20 protein-coding genes are annotated in these 19625 nt (G+C 69.3%); 10 read left to right on the top strand and 10 right to left on the bottom strand.

Annotated features, from left to right (window positions below; genetic code table 11):
- Positions 1-34 precede the first annotated feature (34 nt).
- The 5 genes from NQ160_RS02205 (at position 35) to NQ160_RS02185 (ending at position 4648) form a co-directional block, all read left to right on the top strand.
- Complete coding sequence (locus tag NQ160_RS02205; RefSeq protein ID WP_257513630.1) at positions 35-841, top strand: methylenetetrahydrofolate reductase; 807 nt, start codon at positions 35-37, stop codon at positions 839-841.
- A 12-nt stretch (positions 842-853) separates the two neighbouring features.
- Positions 854-1729 (top strand): formyltetrahydrofolate deformylase, encoded by an 876-nt coding sequence (purU, locus tag NQ160_RS02200; protein ID WP_257513604.1) that lies wholly within the window; start codon positions 854-856, stop codon positions 1727-1729.
- Between the two features lie 50 nt (positions 1730-1779).
- Positions 1780-3198, top strand: coding sequence for a vanillate/3-O-methylgallate O-demethylase (gene ligM, locus NQ160_RS02195; protein WP_257513602.1), 1419 nt, complete (start codon positions 1780-1782; stop codon positions 3196-3198).
- 92 nt (positions 3199-3290) lie between these two features.
- Positions 3291-3884, top strand: coding sequence for a PadR family transcriptional regulator (locus NQ160_RS02190; RefSeq protein WP_257513601.1), 594 nt, complete (start codon positions 3291-3293; stop codon positions 3882-3884).
- A gap of 104 nt (positions 3885-3988) precedes the next feature.
- Positions 3989-4648 carry a GntR family transcriptional regulator gene (locus NQ160_RS02185; protein WP_257513600.1) on the top strand — a complete coding sequence of 220 codons (660 nt, stop codon included), beginning with the start codon at positions 3989-3991 and terminating at the stop codon, positions 4646-4648.
- A gap of 61 nt (positions 4649-4709) precedes the next feature.
- On the opposite strand, the gene NQ160_RS02180 is transcribed toward NQ160_RS02185, so the two are convergent.
- Genes NQ160_RS02180 through NQ160_RS02160 form a run of 5 tightly spaced genes read right to left on the bottom strand, consistent with a single transcriptional unit; the run spans position 4710 to position 9398 of the window.
- Complete coding sequence (locus NQ160_RS02180; protein WP_257513599.1) at positions 4710-5945, bottom strand: ABC transporter substrate-binding protein; 1236 nt, start codon at positions 5943-5945, stop codon at positions 4710-4712.
- 23 nt (positions 5946-5968) lie between these two features.
- A complete protein-coding gene (locus NQ160_RS02175) occupies positions 5969-7039 on the bottom strand; it encodes a branched-chain amino acid ABC transporter permease (RefSeq protein WP_257513598.1) in 1071 nt (356 codons plus the stop codon).
- Entirely contained in the window at positions 7039-7920 is an 882-nt protein-coding gene (locus NQ160_RS02170; protein WP_257513597.1) for a branched-chain amino acid ABC transporter permease, read from the bottom strand. The genes NQ160_RS02175 and NQ160_RS02170 overlap by 1 nt, the downstream gene beginning before the upstream one ends.
- A 1-nt stretch (position 7921) precedes the next feature.
- The gene (locus NQ160_RS02165) at positions 7922-8632 is read right to left on the bottom strand and encodes an ABC transporter ATP-binding protein (protein WP_257513596.1); all 711 of its coding nucleotides are present in this window, start codon (positions 8630-8632) and stop codon (positions 7922-7924) included.
- Entirely contained in the window at positions 8619-9398 is a 780-nt protein-coding gene (locus NQ160_RS02160; protein ID WP_257513595.1) for an ABC transporter ATP-binding protein, read from the bottom strand. The genes NQ160_RS02165 and NQ160_RS02160 overlap by 14 nt, the downstream gene beginning before the upstream one ends.
- A gap of 198 nt (positions 9399-9596) precedes the next feature.
- On the opposite strand from NQ160_RS02160, the gene NQ160_RS02155 reads away from it, so the two are divergent.
- Positions 9597-10715, top strand: a complete 1119-nt coding sequence (locus NQ160_RS02155) for a 5-methyltetrahydropteroyltriglutamate--homocysteine S-methyltransferase (RefSeq protein ID WP_257513594.1) — start codon at positions 9597-9599, stop codon at positions 10713-10715.
- Between the two features lie 21 nt (positions 10716-10736).
- Here NQ160_RS02155 and NQ160_RS02150 read toward each other — a convergent pair whose 3' ends face one another.
- From NQ160_RS02150 to ligM (NQ160_RS02140), 3 genes are read right to left on the bottom strand one after another with little or no spacing between them, the layout of a single operon-like run.
- Complete coding sequence (locus NQ160_RS02150) at positions 10737-11519, bottom strand: NAD(P)-dependent oxidoreductase (RefSeq protein WP_257513593.1); 783 nt, start codon at positions 11517-11519, stop codon at positions 10737-10739.
- The gene (locus tag NQ160_RS02145; protein ID WP_257513592.1) at positions 11516-13153 is read right to left on the bottom strand and encodes an AMP-binding protein; all 1638 of its coding nucleotides are present in this window, start codon (positions 13151-13153) and stop codon (positions 11516-11518) included. The genes NQ160_RS02150 and NQ160_RS02145 overlap by 4 nt, the downstream gene beginning before the upstream one ends.
- Before the next feature lie 60 nt (positions 13154-13213).
- The gene (gene ligM / locus NQ160_RS02140; RefSeq protein WP_257513591.1) at positions 13214-14617 is read right to left on the bottom strand and encodes a vanillate/3-O-methylgallate O-demethylase; all 1404 of its coding nucleotides are present in this window, start codon (positions 14615-14617) and stop codon (positions 13214-13216) included.
- Between the two features lie 164 nt (positions 14618-14781).
- Here ligM (NQ160_RS02140) and NQ160_RS02135 point away from each other — a divergent pair, with 164 nt between their 5' ends.
- The 4 genes from NQ160_RS02135 to NQ160_RS02120 are packed head-to-tail and all read left to right on the top strand — an operon-like array spanning position 14782 to position 18321.
- Positions 14782-15537 carry a PIG-L deacetylase family protein gene (locus tag NQ160_RS02135; RefSeq protein ID WP_257513590.1) on the top strand — a complete coding sequence of 252 codons (756 nt, stop codon included), beginning with the start codon at positions 14782-14784 and terminating at the stop codon, positions 15535-15537.
- Positions 15534-16238 carry a 4-carboxy-4-hydroxy-2-oxoadipate aldolase/oxaloacetate decarboxylase gene (locus NQ160_RS02130; protein WP_257513589.1) on the top strand — a complete coding sequence of 235 codons (705 nt, stop codon included), beginning with the start codon at positions 15534-15536 and terminating at the stop codon, positions 16236-16238. Before NQ160_RS02135 ends, NQ160_RS02130 begins: the two co-directional genes overlap by 4 nt.
- The gene (locus NQ160_RS02125) at positions 16225-17304 is read left to right on the top strand and encodes a PrpF domain-containing protein (RefSeq protein ID WP_257513588.1); all 1080 of its coding nucleotides are present in this window, start codon (positions 16225-16227) and stop codon (positions 17302-17304) included. Before NQ160_RS02130 ends, NQ160_RS02125 begins: the two co-directional genes overlap by 14 nt.
- A gap of 21 nt (positions 17305-17325) precedes the next feature.
- A complete protein-coding gene (locus NQ160_RS02120) occupies positions 17326-18321 on the top strand; it encodes a VOC family protein (RefSeq protein ID WP_257513587.1) in 996 nt (331 codons plus the stop codon).
- Positions 18322-18330: 9 nt separating this feature from the next.
- Here the strand turns inward: NQ160_RS02120 and NQ160_RS02115 are convergent, their stop codons facing one another.
- A complete protein-coding gene (locus NQ160_RS02115; RefSeq protein WP_257513586.1) occupies positions 18331-19269 on the bottom strand; it encodes an alpha/beta hydrolase in 939 nt (312 codons plus the stop codon).
- 38 nt (positions 19270-19307) lie between these two features.
- A partial coding sequence (locus NQ160_RS02110) for a carbohydrate ABC transporter permease (RefSeq protein WP_257513585.1) occupies positions 19308-19625 on the bottom strand: 318 nt, incomplete at its 5' end.

Here is a 19625-nt window from a genome sequence, read left to right as displayed (position 1 = left end):
AGCCCTGCGTCTGCTCGACGGCTTCTCGGTGGAGATGACCGGCAAAGACATCCCCGCCCTCGAAGAAGCCCGTCACACGATTCCCGCCGGCACCAAGATCAACGTCACCTTCCTCGGCAACGAGGATCTGGAGATGCGGGTCGCCGCCGCACAGGCCGTGAGAGAGCGGGGCTTCGTGCCCGTGCCCCACATCTCCGCCCGGCGGCTGGCGTCCGAGGCCCAGCTCGAGGAGTTCCTCCAACGCCTGCAGGACGTCGGCGCCGCCGAGCACGTCTTCGTCGTCGGCGGCGACCCTGCCGAACCCGAGGGCCCCTATTCCGACTCGCTCTCCGTGATCCGCTCCGGCATCCTCCAGCGCTACGGCGTCACCGAGGTCTCGATCGCCGGCTACCCCGAAGGCCACCCGGACATCCCCGAAGAGGTGCTCTGGCGCCACCTCGAGGACAAATCGGCGGCACTTCGGGAGCAGGGGCTGGGCGCGGTCATCCTCACCCAGTTCGCCTTCGACAGCGACGCGGTGGCCGACTGGGTGCACCGCGTGCGCGAGCGCGGCATCAACGCCGAGCTGCGCATCGGCACCCCGGGACCGGCCGGCATCAAGCGGCTGATCGGATTCGCCCGTCGGTTCGGCGTGGGGGCGAACGCGATGATCGTGAAGAAGTACGGGTTCTCGCTGACCAACCTCATGGGCACCGCCGGGCCCGACCGGTTCGTCACGAACCTCGCCGACCTGATCGCGCGCGACCCCGCCGCGGGAACGGTCAAGCTGCACTTCTACACGTTCGGCGGCCTGCAGGCCACCGCGCAGTGGGTGCAGGACTACCTCGACGATCGATCCTGACGGGACGAGGTCATGTCCCTGCACCCGGCATCGCTGCGTGATCACGCGTGCCTCATCACGCACGGCCCGGACCAGCCCGGACTGGTCGCGGCGACCACCGCGCTGGTCGCCCGCAACAACGGCAACATCGTCACGCTGGATCAGTACTCCGACAACCCCGAGGGCGGCGCCTTCTTCCAGCGGCTGGTGTTCCACCGCCCTGGCCTCGCAGGGGCGATGCCACAGATCCGGGCCGACTTGGATGCCACTCTCACCCCGTACGGCATGACCTGGCAGCTCACCGATCAGTCGGTGCCCAAGCGCATGGCGATCCTCGCCTCCATGAGCGACCACTGCCTGCTCGAGCTTCTCTGGCGCCACCGCCGGGGTGAGCTGAACGTCACGATCCCGATGGTCATCTCCAACCACACCACCAGCGCCGACTCCGTGCGCTCCTTCGGCGTGCCCTTCTTCCACGTCCCCTCCAGCGGAGAGGACAAATCCGCCGCCGAGGCGCAGATCGCCCAGCTCCTGGCGGGCAATGTCGACGTCGTCGTTCTGGCGCGGTACATGCAGATCCTCTCCGACCGGTTCCTCACGGAGGTGGGCGTGCCGATCATCAACATCCACCATTCGTTCCTGCCCGCCTTCATCGGCGCCAGCCCGTACAAGAAGGCGAAGGAACGTGGCGTCAAGCTCATCGGCGCGACCTCCCACTACGTGACCCGAGACCTCGACGAGGGCCCCATCATCGAGCAGGACGTCGCCCGCGTGACGCACGCCATGAGTGCGACCGATCTGCAGGCCCGGGGCGCGTACGTCGAACGCGCCGTGCTGTCGCGCGCCGTGCAGTGGCACACCGAGGACCGCGTCATCCGGCACGGCAACCAGACCATCGTCTTCGCCTGACACGGATGCCTCGACCGGGGCGTCCATCGAGAGAACAGAGGAGTTCATCCGTGGCCAAGAACCTGCAGGAGCTGATCGACGGGACCAACCCGGTGCAGATGCTGCGCAACTCGCAGATCGGTTCGTACATCTACCCCGTCGTCCCCGCCGATTTCGAGAACTGGATCAAGGAGCAGCAGGCCTGGCGTCAGACCGCCGTGCTGTTCGATCAGTCGCACCACATGGACAACGTGTTCTTGAAGGGCTCGGACGCCATCGCGCTGATCAGCGACACCGCGATCAACTCGGTGGCGAACTTCGCGGTGAACAAGGCCAAGCAGTACGTTCCCACCACCTCGTCGGGACACGTCGTCGGCGACGGCATCCTGTTTCGCGAAGCCGAGGACGAATACGTGTACGTCGGTCGCGCGCCGGCCTCGAACTGGCTGTTGTTCCACGGTGAGACCGGCGGCTACCGCAACCTCGACATCACGGTCGACCGTCGCTCCCCCTCCCGCCCGTATGGCCACCCGGTGACCCGGGACTACTACCGCTTCCAGATCCAGGGGCCCAACGCCTGGGCCGTGATCGAGAAGCTCAACGGCGGCGAGCTGGAGAAGCTCGGCTTCTTCAACATGTCGACGATGAAGATCGCGGGCAAGTCCGTCCGCACGCTGCGCCACGGCATGGCGGGCGCCCCCGGCCTGGAGGTATGGGGCCCCTACGCCGACCACGACATGATCCGCGACGCCATCGTCGAAGCAGGCGCGGAGTTCGGCCTGGTGCCGGTGGGGTCGCGCGCGTACCCCTCGAACACGCTGGAATCCGGCTGGATCCCCTCTCCGCTGCCGGCTATCTACACCGGAGAGCCCGAACGCGCCTACCGCGAGTGGCTCGGCGTCGACAGCTACGAGGCGACTGGCACGCTGGCCGGGTCCTTCGTCTCGCAGGACATCGAGGACTACTACATGACCCCGTGGGAGCTCGGCTACGGTTCCTTCGTCAAGTTCGACCACGACTTCATCGGCCGCGATGCCCTCGAGAAGATCGACAAGGACACCCAGCGCCGCAAGGTCACGCTGGCCTGGAACGCCGAGGACCTCACCCGGGTGTGGGGGTCGCTGCTGAACGTGGATGGCCCCAACTACAAGTTCTTCGACCTGCCGCTGGCCAACTACGGCTCGGCCAACTACGACTCGATCATCGACGCCGACGGTGCCGTGGTGGGATTGTCGATGTTCACCGGCTACAGCGCCAACGAACGGCGCGGACTCTCGCTGGGCGTCGTCGACCCCAACGTGCCGGAGGGCACCGAGCTGAAGGTCGTCTGGGGGGAGCCCGACGGCGGAACTTCCAAGGCATCCGTTGAGCGCCACGAGCAGACGGAAGTGCGGGTCGTGGTCAGCCCGGTGCCGTACTCGACGGTGGTCCGGCAGTCCTACCACGGGGGGGGCCCACCGGCAATTCAGCCGGCGCCCCGGGGCCCGTAGGCCTGAGGGCCTCGTGCCGCCGGGTGCGGCGTCCGACGGTAATCTCGGCAGACGGCCGGCATGCGCACGCCGGCGCCGAAGGAGGACATCCGATGAGTCTGCGCTACGCCCTGCTCGCACTCGTCCGAGTGGGCCCGCAGTCCGGCTACGACCTGCAGAAGCAGTTCGCGGTATCCGTCGGGCACGTCTGGCACGCGCCGGACTCGCAGATCTATCCGGAGCTGCGCAAGATGGAGGCCGAAGGCCTCATCCGCGGCGAGGAGCAGGCCCGGGGCCAGCGCGGCACCCGCCGGATGTACCACGTCACGCCGGCCGGCGACCAGGCCTTCCTGGACTGGATCGCCTCGCCGCCGGAATATCAGCGGGTCCGCGACCCCGCCCACCTGAGGGCCGCCTATCTGGAATCGGCCACGCCCGACCAGGCCCGCGCGTTCCTGCGCGCGCACATCGCGCAGTGGGAGGGCGAGCGGGAGCAATGGGAGGGCGAGATCCGTCGGATCGATGCCGTCGACAACCCCATGCTGAAGCGCCGCCTCGCCGTCACGCCCGAGGCCGACCGGGAGCGCACGATCGCCTACAAGCGATTCGCGTACGAAGGCCTGGTCGAGCGCGCACGCGGCGAGATCCAGTGGGCGCAGAAGGGACTCGCGCTCGTCGACCGGCTCGGTGTCCCGGCCGCACGCTGACGGTCGACGATCGACCAGTGCGGATGGAGCGGATTGGCGCGCAGATCGGCGACAATGGTGCCGACGATCCCGAGGCTCCGCGGGAGTCAGAGAGGCGATTCCCCATGACGTTCCCGTCCACGCCCCACGTTGAAGTCGACCTCGCTCGCCCAGATCTCGCCCCGCAGATCCGAGAGGCGATTCTCGACGGCGAGTTCGCGCCCCATCAGCGACTGATCGAGGCGGACCTGAGCGAACGTTTCCAGGCGACTCGGGCTGCCGTGCGCACGGCGCTGCTCACCCTCGCCAACGAGGGCCTGGTCGAGAGGCTGCCCAACCGCGGCGCCCGGGTGCGGGCGATCAGCGTCGAAGAGGCCGTGGAGATCGTGGAGGTGCGCGCAGGACTGGAGTCGCTGTGCGCCCGCCGCGCGGCCGAGCGGATCGACGAGTCCGGCACGGCGCGGCTGCGTGAGCTTCGAGACGCGATCACGGGCGCGGTCGCGTCGGGCGACCTGGTGGGGTATTCCCGCCTGAACCAGGAGATGGACCGCCAGGTGCGCGAGCTCAGCGGCCACGCCACCGCGGTGCAGCTCCTTGAACGCCTGCGGGCGCAGTCGGCGCGGCATCAGTTCCGCCTCGCGTTCCACCCCGGACGGGCAGCCCAGTCGCTCCCGGAGCACCTCGCGATCATCGACGCCGTGATCGCCCGGGATCCCGACGCCGCCGAGACCGCGACCCGCGAACATCTCGCCGGCATCGTGGAGTTCCTCCGCACGCTGGTGTGACCCGGGTCATCGCGCACGACGGCGGTCCGACGTGGAGCCGGACCGCCGTCGTGGGCACGGGTCAGCCGAACGATTCGACCGTGTCGTATCCCTTGCCGTTGTACTTCTGCACGACCACGCTCGACACGGCCGGCTGGCCGTCGGTGGTGGTGTCCACCGCGGTGCCCTCGAGCATGAGCGGCGCCTGGAAGTCGGTGATCGACCGCAGCGCTTCCATGAAGCTCTCGCGCGTCGGCTCGGTCATCTCCATGAACGCCTGCTCGAGGGTCGCCCCGACCATGTAGCTCCACATGCAGTGCGGGAAGGCGGGCATGTCCTGGTAGTCCGCGTACTCCTTGAGACTGGCCAGGAACGTCTGCACGTCCTCGTCCTCGGCGAAGGCGGGACTCGCGGGGGCCTTGGCGAAGGACACCGAGTAGACACCGGGGAAAGCCTCGGCGCCGCCGGGCTGCAGGATCGCCGCGGGGCTGGAGGTGTTGGAGGGCAGGAACCAACTGGGAGTCCAGCCGAGCTGCTGCGCCTTCTGCAGCGAAGAGATCACCAGCGGGGTGATCGACATCGCATTGAAGAAGACGTCGGCATCGGATGCCGCGAGCTCGGTGAGCTGCCCGTCCACCGCCGTGTCGGTCGCCTCGTAGGTGAGCTCCTCGACGATCTCCACGTTGTCGGCCCCCTCGACAGCCTCCTTGAAGCCTTCGACGTAGCCCTCGCCGAAGTCGTCGTTCTGGGACAGGATCGCCACCTTGTGGTCATCACCGGACGCCACGAGCAGCTCGCCGAACGCCAGCCCTTCGTTCTGGTAGATCGGCACGAACCCCAGCTGAGACGGGCTCTCGCCGGTGTCGCTGAAGATCGGATCGCCCGTCATGACGAGCACCTGCGGCACCTCGTCGGCGATCGCGGCCTCGAGGTAGGCGCGGTTGGTCGGGGTGCCCAGGCCCGAGGTCATCGCGAACACGCTGTCCTTGAGCTGGTCGTAGTTGGCCTTTGCCTTCTGCGGATCGTACGCGTCGTCGAGGGCCTCGATGTCGACGGTGCGGGTCACACCGTCGCCGAACTCGATCCCGCCCTCGGCGTTGCGCTCACCGAAGTACGCGGTGATGCCCGCCACGGTGCAGGTGCCCGGCCCCGCCGTCGGCCCGCTCAGCGGGGTCGTGATGCCGAGGGCGATCGAGCTGTCCGTGATGCCTGGGCTCGCCGGTGCGGCGTCGTCGGTCGCTCCCGTCCCCTCACCGCCGCGTGCACAGCCGGCGAGCGTCAATGCGAGCGCAGAGCCGAGGGCGACGATGCCCAGCATGCTCCGATGTCTCTTGCTCATGTTCATGACTGATCGTGCCTCTCTGTTTGGGTTCCCTTCGTCGCGGCGGGCGTCGGGACGTCCGTGCTCGAAGTGGGTGGTGCGCCGGGGTGGTGCTCGCGGCCGCCGGCGGCGCGTCGGCGCAGGCGCTGCAGGCGGGCGGGAAGCGATGCCAGCCCGCCGGGGAGGACGAACAGCACGAGCAGGAGCAGCGCGCCCTGCAGGACGGCGGTGAGGCTCGGGTCGACGGCGTTCGTCAGCTGCGGGGCCAGCACGTAGTAGGCGCCGCCGAGGAGCGAGCCGACGATGCTGCCGGCACCGCCGATGACCATCGCCGCCAGCAGCTGGATGGAGTGCCCGAAGCTGAGGGTCTCGGGCGACGTGTACTGCACGACCACCATGTACAGAAAGCCGCTGACGCCGCCGATGAGCGAGGCGATGGTGAAGGCGAGCACTTTGAAGCGGTAGGGCGAGATGCCCATCGACGAGGCGACGGCCTCGTTCTCTTTCACGATGGCGAAGGCGCGGCCGTACTTTCCCCGCACGAGGTTGCGGGTGAGCAGGAACACGATTCCGCCGATCAGGATCACGATGTACAGCTGCCACTGGTCGTCGTACAGACCGGTCCACTCGGGGGCGTCGGAGAACCGGGCCGAGGTGCCCTGCGATCCGCCGGTGAACTCCGACAGCCGTTTGGCCAGCGGCACCCCCACGATGGGCAGCGCGATCGTGACCATGGCGATCGCCAGGCCACCCAGTCGTGCCGCCGCGAGCGCGATGACCAGCCCCACGATTCCCGGGATGAGCACGCTGGCAAGCAGGACGAGGACGATGTTCACGTCGTTGCGCACCCCGTAGGCGGTGACGTACGCTCCGAGCCCGACGAAGAAGATCTGACCGAGCGACACCTGGCCGGTGTAGCCCATCACCACATTGAGTCCGAGCACGGCGACGGCGAAGACGCCGATGCGGGCGAGCGTCTGATTGGCGAACTCCGGCAGAGCCAGCGGCAGCAGCAGCACGGCGACGACGATCACGAGCGCGATCACCAGCCGAACCCACCGGCGGGAGAAGAAGGCGGAGTAGGCGGGCATCAGACTCGCACCACCGATCTGCGTCCGAACAGACCTTGGGGTCTCACGATCAGCACGATGAAGATCAGCACGAACGGCACAGCGACCTTCAAGTCGTATCCGATGAACGGCACGTACACGGCGGCGAGGTTCTCGAGGACGCCGATGATCCAGGCGGCCAGGACCACGCCGATGGGGCTGGACATGCCGCCGAGGATGACGGCGGCGAGGGCGTAGACCAGCGCCGTGTCCATCATTCCGGGGGTCAGCGTCAGCTGCGGCGCGATGAGGGCGCCCGCCACCGCGCCCAGGCACGCGGCCAGGCCCCACCCGACCATCAGCAGCCGGCCGACGGGCAACCCCGAGAAGGCGGCGGACTGCGGGTTCACTGCGACCGCACGCAGCGCCAGCCCGAGCTTCGTGCCGAGGAACAGTCCCTGCAGCAGGAGCATGATCGCGATGATCACCACCGTCGTGCCGATGGAGCGCACGCTCACCGCCGCCCCGAACACCGAGACGGTGTCAAGCGGAAACAGCGAGGGGAACTGCTGGTTGTTGTAGGTCCACAGCCAGCCGCAGATGCCGGTGATCAGCGTGAGCAGCCCGATCGTGACCACCACCGCCGTGTCGGGGTCGCCTTGCTCGAAGCGGCGCATCACGTACCGCTCGATGACCGCGCCCATCAGGAACGACACCACGACGGAGAGCAGGATCGCGAGGATCAGCGGCACCCCGAGCCCCGCGAACCACCAGGCGATGTAGGCGGAGAGGACCGCCATGCCGCCCTGGGCGAAGTTGATCAGCCCGGTGGCCTGATTTACCAGCACGATGGCGAGGGCGAGGGCTGCGTAGACGGAGCCGAGCGACAGACCGTCCACCACGAGCTGGATGAAGGTGCCCATCTCAGCCCCCCAGGTACGCGCGTCGGATCTCGTCCATGCCCCTGAGCTCGGCCGAGGTGCCGGTGAGGGCGTTGTGTCCGGTCTCGAGCACCGTCGCGGTGTCGACGAGCCGGAAGGCGAGATTGGCGTTCTGCTCGACCACCAGCATCGCGATCCCCGACTCGCGCCTCAGCCGCGCGATCGCGTCGTAGACGTTCTTGGCGGTGGACGGCGCGAGGCCGAGCGACGCCTCGTCGAGCAGCATGAGCCGGGGCTTGGCCATGACGCCGCGCGCGACGGCGAGCATCTGCTGTTCGCCCCCGGAGAGCGCAGAGCCGTGCGAGCGGATGCGTTCACGCAGGTTCGGGAACAGGTCGAGGCAGTACTCGATGTCCGCCGCGATGCCCTTGCGATCCTTGCGCCGGTACGCCCCCACGCGAAGGTTCTCCCGCACCGTGAGCCCACCGAGGGTCCCCCGCCCTTCGGGCACGTGGGCGATCCCGAGGGAAGCCACGCGGTCGGGCCGGCTGCCGCGGATGTCCTTGCCGTCGAAGCGGATGCCGCCACCGGCGCGCACCGTCCCGCTGATGGCGCGCAACGTGGTGGTCTTGCCTGCGCCGTTGGCACCGAGGATGCCGACAGCGCCGCCCTCGGGCACCGTCAGCGACACACCGTCGAGCACCTGCACGGGTCCGTAGAACGCGGTGACGTCCTCGAGTTCAAGCAGCGTCATCGACGGCCTCCTTGCCGATGTACGCCTCGATGACGCGCGGATCGGACTGCGCCTGGGCGGCGGTGCCCTCCATCAGCTTGCTCCCGTGATCGAGCACGACCACCCGGTCGGTCAATGCGGCGATGAGACCCATGTGGTGCTCGACGATCACGACGGTGATGTCGTCGTCGCGGATGGCACGCACGGAGTGGATGAGCTGTTCGACCTCGGAGTGCGGCAGGCCCGCGGCCGGTTCGTCCAGCAGCAGCAGGCTCGGCCGCGACAGCAGCGCGCGGCACAGTTCGATGCCCTTGTGCAGTCCATGCGAGAGCTCGTCGGCAGGCAGGTGCGCCGCCCAGCCGAGGCCGTGGCGCTCGAGCAGTTCGACCGCCTCGGCGCGAAGCCGGCGCTCGGAGCGCACGGTGCGCGGCAGCCGCAAGGACCAGCTCACCGGCCCGCCGGGCAGCCGGGTGTGGGCACCCAGCAGCACATTCTCCAGAACGCTCGAGTGCAGCTGCAGGGCCGGATGCTGGAACGTGCGGGCGAGCCCCCGTTGCGCCAGAGCGGCCGGCGTCGATCCCAGCATCTCCTCCCCGTCGATCGTGATCGAGCCGGAGCTGGGCCGGTAGTGCCCGCTGATGCAGTTGAACAGGGACGTCTTGCCCGCGCCGTTGGGTCCAACGAGACCGAAGATCTCCCCCGGCTCGACCGCGAATCCCACGTCACGCAGCACGGTGATGCCCCCGAACCGGAGGGTGACCTCCTGCAGAGCCAGCCGAGCCGCCATGCTCACCTCCCCGTCGTTGCCACACCGCACACGACGCGAGGCCGGATCCACCCCGCTGTCTGGACGGTACGGAGTCGCGATTGGATTGTCAACGATTTTGGAACGAGTTTTGCAAATCACGGCGGCGAAGAACGGTGCACCCGTAACCTCGCGTCACGCCGCCGGGATGAGCCGCACGGCTGAACTAGGGTTACCGGCATGTCCGTGAACCCGCCTTTCCGCGCCGACATCGTCGGCAGCTTCCTGCGTCCCGAAGCCATCAAGAACGCCCGCGCGCGCCATGCCGCAGGGGAGCTCGACGATGCCGGACTGCGCGAGGTTGAAGACGACGCGATCGCGGCCCTCGTGGCTCGGGAGGCCGCCGCAGGACTGAAGGTGGCAACCGACGGAGAGTTCCGCCGGTCATGGTGGCACTTCGACTTCTTCGGAATGCTGGAGGGAGTGAACGTCGTCGAGCTGGACCACGGCATCCAGTTCCAGGGTGTCCAGACCCGCCCGCTCGGTCTGCGCATCGACGGCGAGATCGCCTTCCCGTCGGCTCATCCGATGATCGAGCACTTCCTCGCGCTCAAGCCGCTCGCCGATGCCGCCGGCGTGGTGCCGAAGTTCACGATTCCGGCACCGACGGTGCTCGACTTCCGGCTGGAGCGCGATGCGCTCGAGGGGTCGGCGTATGCGGGACACGACGAGATCTTCGAGGACCTCGCCGCCACCTACCGCGGGGCCGTGCAGGCCTTCTACGACGCCGGCTGCCGTTACCTGCAGTTCGACGACACCGCGTGGGCCTACCTCTGTTCGGAGGTCGAGATGGCCAAGGCAGCCGAGCGCGGCATCCGCACCGATCATCTCGCCGAGCGCTACGCGGCGCTGATCAACGCGTCCCTGCGCGACAAGCCCGCGGACATGGTCGTCACCACGCACGTGTGCCGGGGCAATTTCCGCTCGACGTGGATCTCCTCGGGCGGGTACGAGCCGGTCGCCGAGCAGCTGCTGGCCGAGACCGCCTACGACGGGTACTTCCTCGAGTACGACAGCGAGCGCGCCGGCGGCTTCGAGCCGCTGCGGTTCCTGCCGCGGGGTGACAAGGTCGTCGAGCTCGGGCTGGTCACCACCAAGTCAGGCGCTCTCGAGGACCCCGACGAGCTGAAGCGCCGCATCGACGAGGCCGCGAAGATCGCACCGCTGGAGCAGTTGGCGCTGAGCCCGCAGTGCGGCTTCGCCTCGACCGAGGAGGGCAACGTCCTGACCGAGGCCGAGCAGTGGGCGAAGATCGAAGAGACCGTCGCGCTGGCCGCGGAGGTGTGGCCCGACGCGTAACCCGCGACGACGGGGCCGGGGTCAGCCCGCGGCATCCCCCCGTCCGGCGATCGCACGCAGCCACTCGATGGTCGCGTCGGTCATCGGATGCGGTGCGTCCAGGGAGTCGAGGAACTCCCGCGCCTGCACCATCTCGGCCTCCCGCCGCACCGCGTGCGTGCGGGTTCCGTCGATCAGGTGGTGCACGGGCTGCAGGTCGGGTGCACCCAGCTCCGACGCGATCTGATCCATCAGCCAGTCCTGGGCGCCGAAGATCTCCGCGGCCGTGACGCTCTCCACGACGACGGCGGCCAGGCCCTTCATGAACACACTGCGCAGCAGCTTCAGCCGTGCCGCAGCCCCCGGCTCGGGGCCGACCTCGGTAGCGGGGATGTGCAGTCGCGCGAGAAGCGGACGCAGCCGGCCGATCCCGGGGCCGCTGAGCAGCAGCGGGGTGTCGATCCGCGCGCGCGGCACCGGGGCCAGGATCGCCACATCCACGAAGGGGATGCCGCGTTCGGCCGCTGCCGACGCGAGCAGTCGCTTGTCGGCGGGTCCGCTCGTGTTCATGTCCGCGTAGACGCTCGAGGCATCCATCGCCGGCAGCGCTTCGGCCAACACGGATGCCGCAGAGCTCGCGCCCACCAGGCTCAGCACCAGGTCGGCCCCGCGGACGGCGCGGGGGACGTCGACGGCGCGGTCCACGCCCGCCGGGGAGAGCGAGCCGCGCACGTCGGTACCGACGACCGATGCCCCGCGCGTCGGCAGGTCGCTGGCGTAGATGCTGCCTGCTTCACCCAGGCCGATGACAGCGACCCGCATCATGCCCTCCGCCACCAGACTCCCGCGCCTGTCGTCGTGGGGGCTGCGGCGCCGATCAGGACCGCGAGATCCGTCCGCAGCCGGGGAAGGTCGACCTTGCCGTGCGGACTGCGGTCGAGGGAGTCCCGGACGAACAGATGCCGAGGCCTCTTGTAGCCGGCGAGCCGGGCGTCCACGTGCGCCCGCAGGGCTTCCGCGTCGACCTCGGCACCGGGCTCGGTGACGACCACCGCCGTCACCAGTTCGCCGTAGCGCTCGTCCGGCATGCCGAACACGACCGCGTCCACGATGCCGGGGTAGGCCACGAGGGCGTCCTCCACTTCGGCGGGGTACACCTTCTCGCCTCCGGTGTTGACCACGGCGCTGCCACGGCCGAGCAGTTCGACGGTGCCGTCACCACGGGCCACGGCCCAGTCCCCCGGCATGACGTGGCGCACGCCGTCGATGACAGGGAACGTCTCGCGCGTCTTGGTCTCATCGCCGAAGTACCCCAGGGGCAGGGTGCCGCGAAAGGCGAGGACGCCGCGCGCACCCGGGACATGCTGCACGTCGCGCAGCTCGTCGTCGAGGACGACCGCGCCGGGCAGCAGGCGCAGCTCCCCCGGCAGGTCCGCGGCGGATGTCGTCTCGTTGACGGCGTAGGGGCCGCCCTCGGTCGAGGCGAGCAGGTCGGTGATCGTGATGGCGCCTCGTGCGTGCCACCGGCGCTTGACCTCCGGGCTGAACCGCATGCCGGAGCTGATCATGGACCGCACGCACCCGAACACGTCCAGCCCTGCCCGCTCCACCGCCTCGACCAGCGGCAGCGCGACGGAGTCCCCTGCCACGATGATGCGCGTGGCACCGGCCTCGACGGCGAATCGCACGGCCGCGTCCGGATCGAATCGCGGCGATGAGGTGACGAGCACCGTGCCACCCAGGGCGAGGGTGTTCATCGAGGTGAACAGGGCCGTGCCGTGCATGAATGGCGACAGCGGCAGAGTGACCACAGGCGGCCGCGCCGCATCGACTGCGACCGCGACGGCATCCGCCATCGCCTCCGGCATGGACAGCCCTGCCGTGGTGTAGATCGAGTAGCTCTGCACCGCGAAGATGTCCTCGCCGCCCCATACAACCGCCTTCGGCCGTCCGGTCGTGCCCCCGGTGTACAGGCGCAGCTCGCCCCCCTCCGGCGCCCTCGCCGGCAGCTCACCGCCCCGCGCAACGATCTGCGCCCACGCGGCCGCCTCGGGCGCCGGCCCGTCGTCGATCGCCACGATGTGCGGCGCGTCGGGCAAGCCGGCGACGGCCTCGCGGACCACCTCCTCCAGAGACGTCGGGTACACCAGCACTCGGGCCCGGGAATCCTCCAACAGCGCCCGCACCTCGGGCGCGCGGTACCGATAGTTCAGGGGCACCGGCGCGATCCCCGTCGCGAGGCACGCGAACAGCGCCACGACGTATTCGGGACGGTTGTAGAGCAGCAGCGCGACCGCATCGCCCGGCTGCACGCCCAGCTCCCGCAGATAGCCCGCGAAGGCGCCCGCCTCGGAACGCAGCCGCCCGTACGTCATGGTCTCGGTCGGCGTCACGATCGCGGCGCGGTCGGGCAGCGCGCGGGCCACCGCCTGCCACACGTCGCTGTAGTGCGCCTTCATGCGAGCCCTTCCGTTTCGCACCGGCTGCCGCGCCGCTGCACGGCCGCGTGACCGCCGCGGCTAGAGCGCCCCCGCGGTGCGCCAGCCGCCGTGGTACTCCTGGCGTGCGGTCTGGGCGTAGGGCACCGGGCTGACGACGGCGCGGACCGCGATCTGCTCGTGCGGCTCCACGGTGGCCTTGCGCGAGCCGCCGTCGGGCTCCCCCCAGACCACCCGCACCTCTGCGCCGATCGGCACGCCGCGGTCGACCGTGGCCAGCGACAGCCCTCGCCGCTCGTTCGCCGTCACGCCGGTGAAGAGGGACAGCCCGACGGTGTCACCGTCGGCATCGATCACGGCGTCGTAGTTCGACGAGCCGTAGTTGGCATTGGGCAGATCGAAGAACTGGTAGCCCACGCCGTCTCGGTCGATGACACTCGCGAGGATGCGGGCGAGGTCTTCGTCGTTCCACGCCAGCGTCACCTTCTTGCGCTGCACCTCGGGGTCGACCTTCTCCAGCGCGTCCCGCCCGATGAAGTCGTGGTCGAACTTCACGAACGACCCGTAGCCCAGTTCCCACGGCGTGAGGTAATAGTCCTCGATGTCGTCCGAGACGAACGAGCCGGCGAGCGCGTTGATCGCCTCGTAGCTGTTCGCGGGCAGCCACTCGCGGTAGGCGCGCTCGGCCTCACCGGTGTAGATCGCCGGCAGCGGCGAGGGGATCCAGCCGGATTCGAGCGTGTTCGACGAGTACGCGCGCGAGCCGCAGGGCTCGATGCCGAACTCCCGGCCGGCCTCGAGCACGGCGTCGCGGATCTTCTCGGTGTGCTCGTACGGCCCCCAGATCTCCAGGCCCGGCGCCCCCGCCATGCCGTGCCGCAGCGTCCGCACCCGCTCGCCCGCGATCGTGAGGTGCCCCATGTGGAAGAACTTGACCTTCTCGAGGGGCCCGCCGTTGAGCCGCTCGATGATGTCCCAGGCGTTGGGCCCTTGAATCTGGAAGCGGTAGTAGTCGCGCTTCACCGCCGCCCCATACGGGCGCGAGGGCGAGCGGTCGTCGTAGCGGAACTCCACGTCGTAGCCGCCGGTCTCGGCGTGGAACTGCAGCCAGTTCGCCACCGGCGCCCGACCCACGTAGACATACTCATCCTGCGCCAGGTGGAACAGGATGCCGTCGCCGATGACCCCGCCCGCCGCAGAGACCGGCACGAACTGCTTCGCGGTGTTCACGGGGAAGTTCGCGAACGAGTTGATGCCCGTGTCGCTGAGCAGTTGCAGCGCACCCGGTCCCGACAGGAAGAAGTTGACCATGTGATGGGTCTGGTCGAACAGCACCGCGGTGTCGCGCCACGCCTTCTGCTCGCGTCGCCAGTTCGTGAATTCCGCCGGAACGACGGGGTAGATGTAGGTACCGAGCTGCGAGTCGCGAAGCATCTGGACGATGTTCCCCTTCTCGTCCAGCAGATCCTGCAGGGTGCGTGCCATTGGGGTTTCCCTCTCGACTTCGTCGTCTGATCGGTCTAGCCGTGATCGTACGGAGACCATTTCCCTCTGTCCATAGTGGTTCTGGTCGCCATGATTGTAAACAAAATCTTGACCACGTCACGCGCCGTGTGGTTCGCTGATCGAATCGCCCGACAGGAGTGGACATGCCCGGCAGCACCGCCTCGATGCTCGTGATCAGCGCACACGCCGGCGACTTCGTCTGGCGTGCCGGCGGGGCCATCGCGGCCGCCGCCGCCCGCGGCGAGCGGGTGAGCGTGGTCTGCCTGAGCTATGGCGAGCGGGGCGAATCGGCGAGCCAGTGGCTGCTGGGCAAGTCCCTCGACGAGATCAAGGACCTGCGCCGCACCGAGGCGACGGCGGCCGCGGCCGCCCTGGGCGCCGAGATCGAGTTTCTGGATCTGGGCGACTATCCGTTGCGGGAGTCCCCCGAGGCCGTCGCCGTGCTGGTGGACGTCTACCGCCGCGTACAGCCGACGGTGGTGCTCACCCACACGCTCGCCGATCCGTACAACGGCGACCATCCGGCCGCCGCGCGCATGGCCCTGCAGGCTCGGGTGCTCGCACAGGCGATCGGCGTGGCGGGCTCTGACGGCACGATGCCGACGAAGGACGAGATCATCGGCGCCCCGCCGGTGTTCTTCTTCGAGCCGCACCAGCCCGAGCAGTGCGGCTTCTCGCCCAATGTGCTGCTGGACATCACCACCGCCTTTCCCGCAAAGCGCGCGGCGATGCAGGCCCTCCCGGCGCAGCAGCACATGTGGTCGTACTACACCGACCTCGCGGTGCGGCGGGGCGTGCAGCTCAAGCGCAACGCCGGACCGAACCTGGGCCTTGCCCACGAGACGATGGGCGAGGCCTACATGCGCTATCTCCCGCAGGTGACCGGAGTGCTGGAGTGACGCACGTCGTGGTGACCGACATCGAGCGGGCGGATGCCGCGACGGCCGCCGCCTTCGCCGAGTTCGGCTCTGCCACCGCTCACGAAGCGCTGGGGCGCACCGGCTACGCGGGGTCGCAGATCCGACCCATCCAGCAGGGCGCCGCCATCTCGGGAACCGCGATCACCGTCCGTCTGCCCCCAGGGGACAACCTGATGGTGCACGCCGCGATCGAACAGGCCCGGGAAGGCGACGTCATCGTGGTGGTCCCGACGGACGGCCCCGCCCACGGGGTCATCGGCGAGCTCATGGCCACGCAGATGCAGGTCCGCGGCGTGCGGGCCTACGTCACCTCAGGCGGCGTGCGCGACACCGAGGAGCTCCGGCGCATGGGCTTCGCGGTGTGGACCGCACACGTGAGCGCGGAAGGGACCGTCAAGCAGGCAGCCGGGTCGGTGAACGTTCCGGTCATGCTCGGGTCCGCCCACGTGCACCCCGGCGACATCGTCGTGGCCGACGACGACGGCGTCACGATCGTGCCTCGGGATCGCGCGGCAGCCACGCTCACGGCGGCCCGCGAGCGCGCAGATCGGGAGAAGGCGAACCGCGCGCGCTACCGCGACGGTGAGATCTCGATGGACATCAACCGCCTCCGTTCCGTGCTGGATCAGGCCGGGGTGCGGTACGTGACGCAGACGGAGCATGACGGTGCCGGGCGCTGACCCGCTGAGAGACGGCATCCGCTGCATGCTCATGCGCGGCGGCACCTCGAAGGGCGCGTTCTTCCTCGCGGATGACCTGCCCGCCGACGATGATGTGCGCGACGACCTGCTGCTGCGGATCATGGGCAGTCCCGACCGGGCTCAGATCGACGGCCTGGGCGGCGCGCACCCGCTGACGTCGAAGGTGGCCGTCGTCTCGGCCTCGCCTCTGGCCGACGTCGACATCGACTACCTGTTTCTGCAGGTCGGTATCGACGAACCGGTCGTCGCCGATCTGCAGACCTGCGGCAACCTGCTCGCCGGTGTCGGCCCCTTCGCGCTCGAGCGCGGGCTTCTCTCCGCGCCAGGCGAGGAGTGCACCGTGCGCATCCGCCTGCTCAACACCGGCGGCGTCGCGACGGTCACCTTCAAGGCCCGGGACGGCGCCCCGACCTACGACGGCGATACCGCCATCGACGGCGTCCCCGGCACGGCGAGCCCGGTGCTCATCGACCTCGCCGGCGGCGGCGGGCCGCTGCTGCCGACCGGGCAGGTGAGCGAGGAGATCGACGGGCACCGCGTCACCCTCATCGACAACGGGATGCCGGTGGTGCTGCTGCAGGCAGACGAATTCGCCGTGGCCGGTGACGAGGACCCGGTGGACCTCGAGCAGCGCGCCGACCTGCGTGCGCAGCTGGAGCGCATCCGACTCGAGGCGGGAAGGCTCATGGGACTCGGCGATGTCGCGGCGCAGACCGTCCCCAAGCTCATCCTGCTCTCCGCCCCCGCAGCCGGCGGCGCCGTCTCGACGCGCGCGTTCATCCCGACCCGCGTGCACACGTCGATCGGCGTGCTCATGGCGGCATCCGTCGCTGCCGGCATCCGCATCCCCGGCGCCGTCGGCTCCGACCTCGCCCGCCTCGAGGCGGATGCCGTCGGCACCGACATCGAGCACCCCTCGGGCACCTTCCGCGCCGAGGTGACCGTGGCCCAGGATGAGCAGGGACGCTGGCAGGCGTCGTCGAGATCGATCCGCACCGCACGCAAGATCTTCGACGGCACGGTGTACCCCCGTCCGCGCCCCTAGGACCGTCAGAGAGGACGCCCCATGGCCACCAGTGAGAACTTCGACATCGCCCACCTGGGTGGCGTGGAGCTGTTCACCCCCAAGTTCGAGGAGAGCCTGCATTTCTTCCGCGACCTCCTCGCGATGCGCGAGGTCGCCCGCATCGGCGACTCGGCCTACCTGCGCTGCTGGGACGAGTACCAGCTCTACACCCTCAAGCTCACCGCCTCGGACACCAACGGCGTCGGCCGCACGCTCTACCGGGCCTCGGGACCCGAAGCCCTGGAGCGGCGGGTTGCGGCGATCGAACGCAGCGGGTTGGGTCACGGCTGGCGCGATCCCGAGGTGGGAGTGGGGCGCTCCTACGAGTTCGAGGACCCGGACGGGCACCTCATGGCCCTGCACTACGACACCGAGCTGTACGTCCCTGACGACGAGGACCGCCCAGCGCTGAAGAATCAGGCGTCGGCCTTTCCCGGCCGTGGGGTGAACACCCGGAGGATGGACCACATCAACTACCTCGCCGCCGATGTGACGGCGGCGGGTGAGTTCTGGAGCGACGTCATGTGCGCGCGCGAGTCCGAGCGGGTGCGACTGGATGCCGGTGGCTACGGCGCCCGATGGTTCCGGTTCAACCAGAAGTCCTACGACGTGGTCTACTCCGACGACTGGACGAAGCAGCGGGGCCGGTTCCACCACTTCGCCCTCGCACCGGACACCCGCGAGGACATCCTGAAAGCCGCCGACATCTTTCTCGAAAACGGGGTGTACATCGAGTACGGGCCGTACAAGCACGCGATCAACCAGACGTTCTTCCTCTACGTCTGGGAGCCGGGTGGCAACCGGATCGAGCTGGCCAACGCCGGCGCCCGCCTGCTGCTGGACCCGGACTGGCCGACCGTCGAGTGGTCCCAGGCCGAGCGCGCCAAGGGACAGGCGTGGGGGATGAAGACGATCCCGACCTTCCACACCCACGGCACTCCGTATGTGCAGGATCAAGAGGAGCTGGATCGCCGGGCGCTCGCGGGCGAACTCTGACGCCGCGGGTCAGCGCAGTGCCGCGGCACCGCTGCGGGCGAGCAGTCGACGGAGCCACTCCGCCCGAGCGGCGCGGGCGCGGCGACTGATCTCGGCATCGGGGGCCAGCGCATCGAATCCGTGTGCGCCGCCCGGCCAGACATGCAGCTCCGCGTCGCCTCCGCAGGCCCAGGACCGAGCCGCATAGGCGACCACCTCGTCACGGAAGGTCTCAGCCGATCCGACATCGAGGAACATGGGCGGGAGATTCGACAGATCGCTCGCTCGGGCGGGCGAGGCGTAGATCGCCACGTCGTCGCGGTCGGCACCGAGGTAGGCGTTCCACGCCGTCTCGTTGGCCACGCGGTCCCACGCGCCGACGCCCGCCATCTGGTCTGCCGAGCCCGAGTCGTTGCGGTCATCGAGCATCGGGCACACCAGCAGCTGTCCCAGCAGCGATGGTCCGCCGCGATCCCGGGCGAGCAGCGCCGTGGCCGCCGCCAGCCCGCCACCGGCGCTGATGCCACCGACGATGACACGGTCGGGGTCGAGGCTCAGCGCATCGGCGTGCTCCATCAACCAGACCAGCCCTCGGTAGACGTCCTCCACAGGCACGGGGTAGGGGAACTCCGGCGCAAGGCGATACTCGATGGATGCCACGGCGAGCCCGAGGTCCTGAGCCGTCCCGGCCAGGGCAGGCAGATCGTCGGCCGCGGAGCCGACCACGAGCCCGCCGCCGTGCACGTGATAGAGCACCGGCAGGCGCGCGCCGCGCCTGCGAGGACGCAGGAGCAGGAGCGCGATGCCGGGGGCGTCCCCCGCCGGGACGAGGTGGCGGGTCAGCGCCAGGCTCCCGCCGAGCGTGATCTCGTACTCGCTCGGTGGCACCGCCCGCTCGCGCAGCTCGGCTATGCCCTCGGGGCGCAGCGAGGTGACCACGTCGTCGGTGGTGCGCAGCGCGTGCGCCACGTCCGGATCGAACGCCGGGGGCGCCCCCGGGCCTTCCCTCATCCCTTCACCGAGCCCTGCAGCAGCGCGGCGACGAACTGGCGCTGGAAGACGAGGAACACCAGCAGCGTCGGAGTGAGGATCAGCAGCGATCCGGCGCACAGCAGCGGGACGTCGGTGCCCCACTGCCCTTGGAAAGCGCCCAGCGCACCGGCCATCGTGCGCTTGGTCGGGTCGTCCACGAGCACGACGGCGAGCAGGAACTGGTTCCAGGTCCACAGGAACAGCAGGATCGCGAGCGAAGAGAGCGCGGGGACGGACAGCGGCACATGGATGCGCCAGAACAGCTGCCAGGTCGTCGCGCCGTCGATGCGTGC

This window comes from Microbacterium sp. zg.Y909, assembly GCF_024626565.1.
This window is presented reverse-complemented; position numbering and strand designations above follow the sequence as displayed.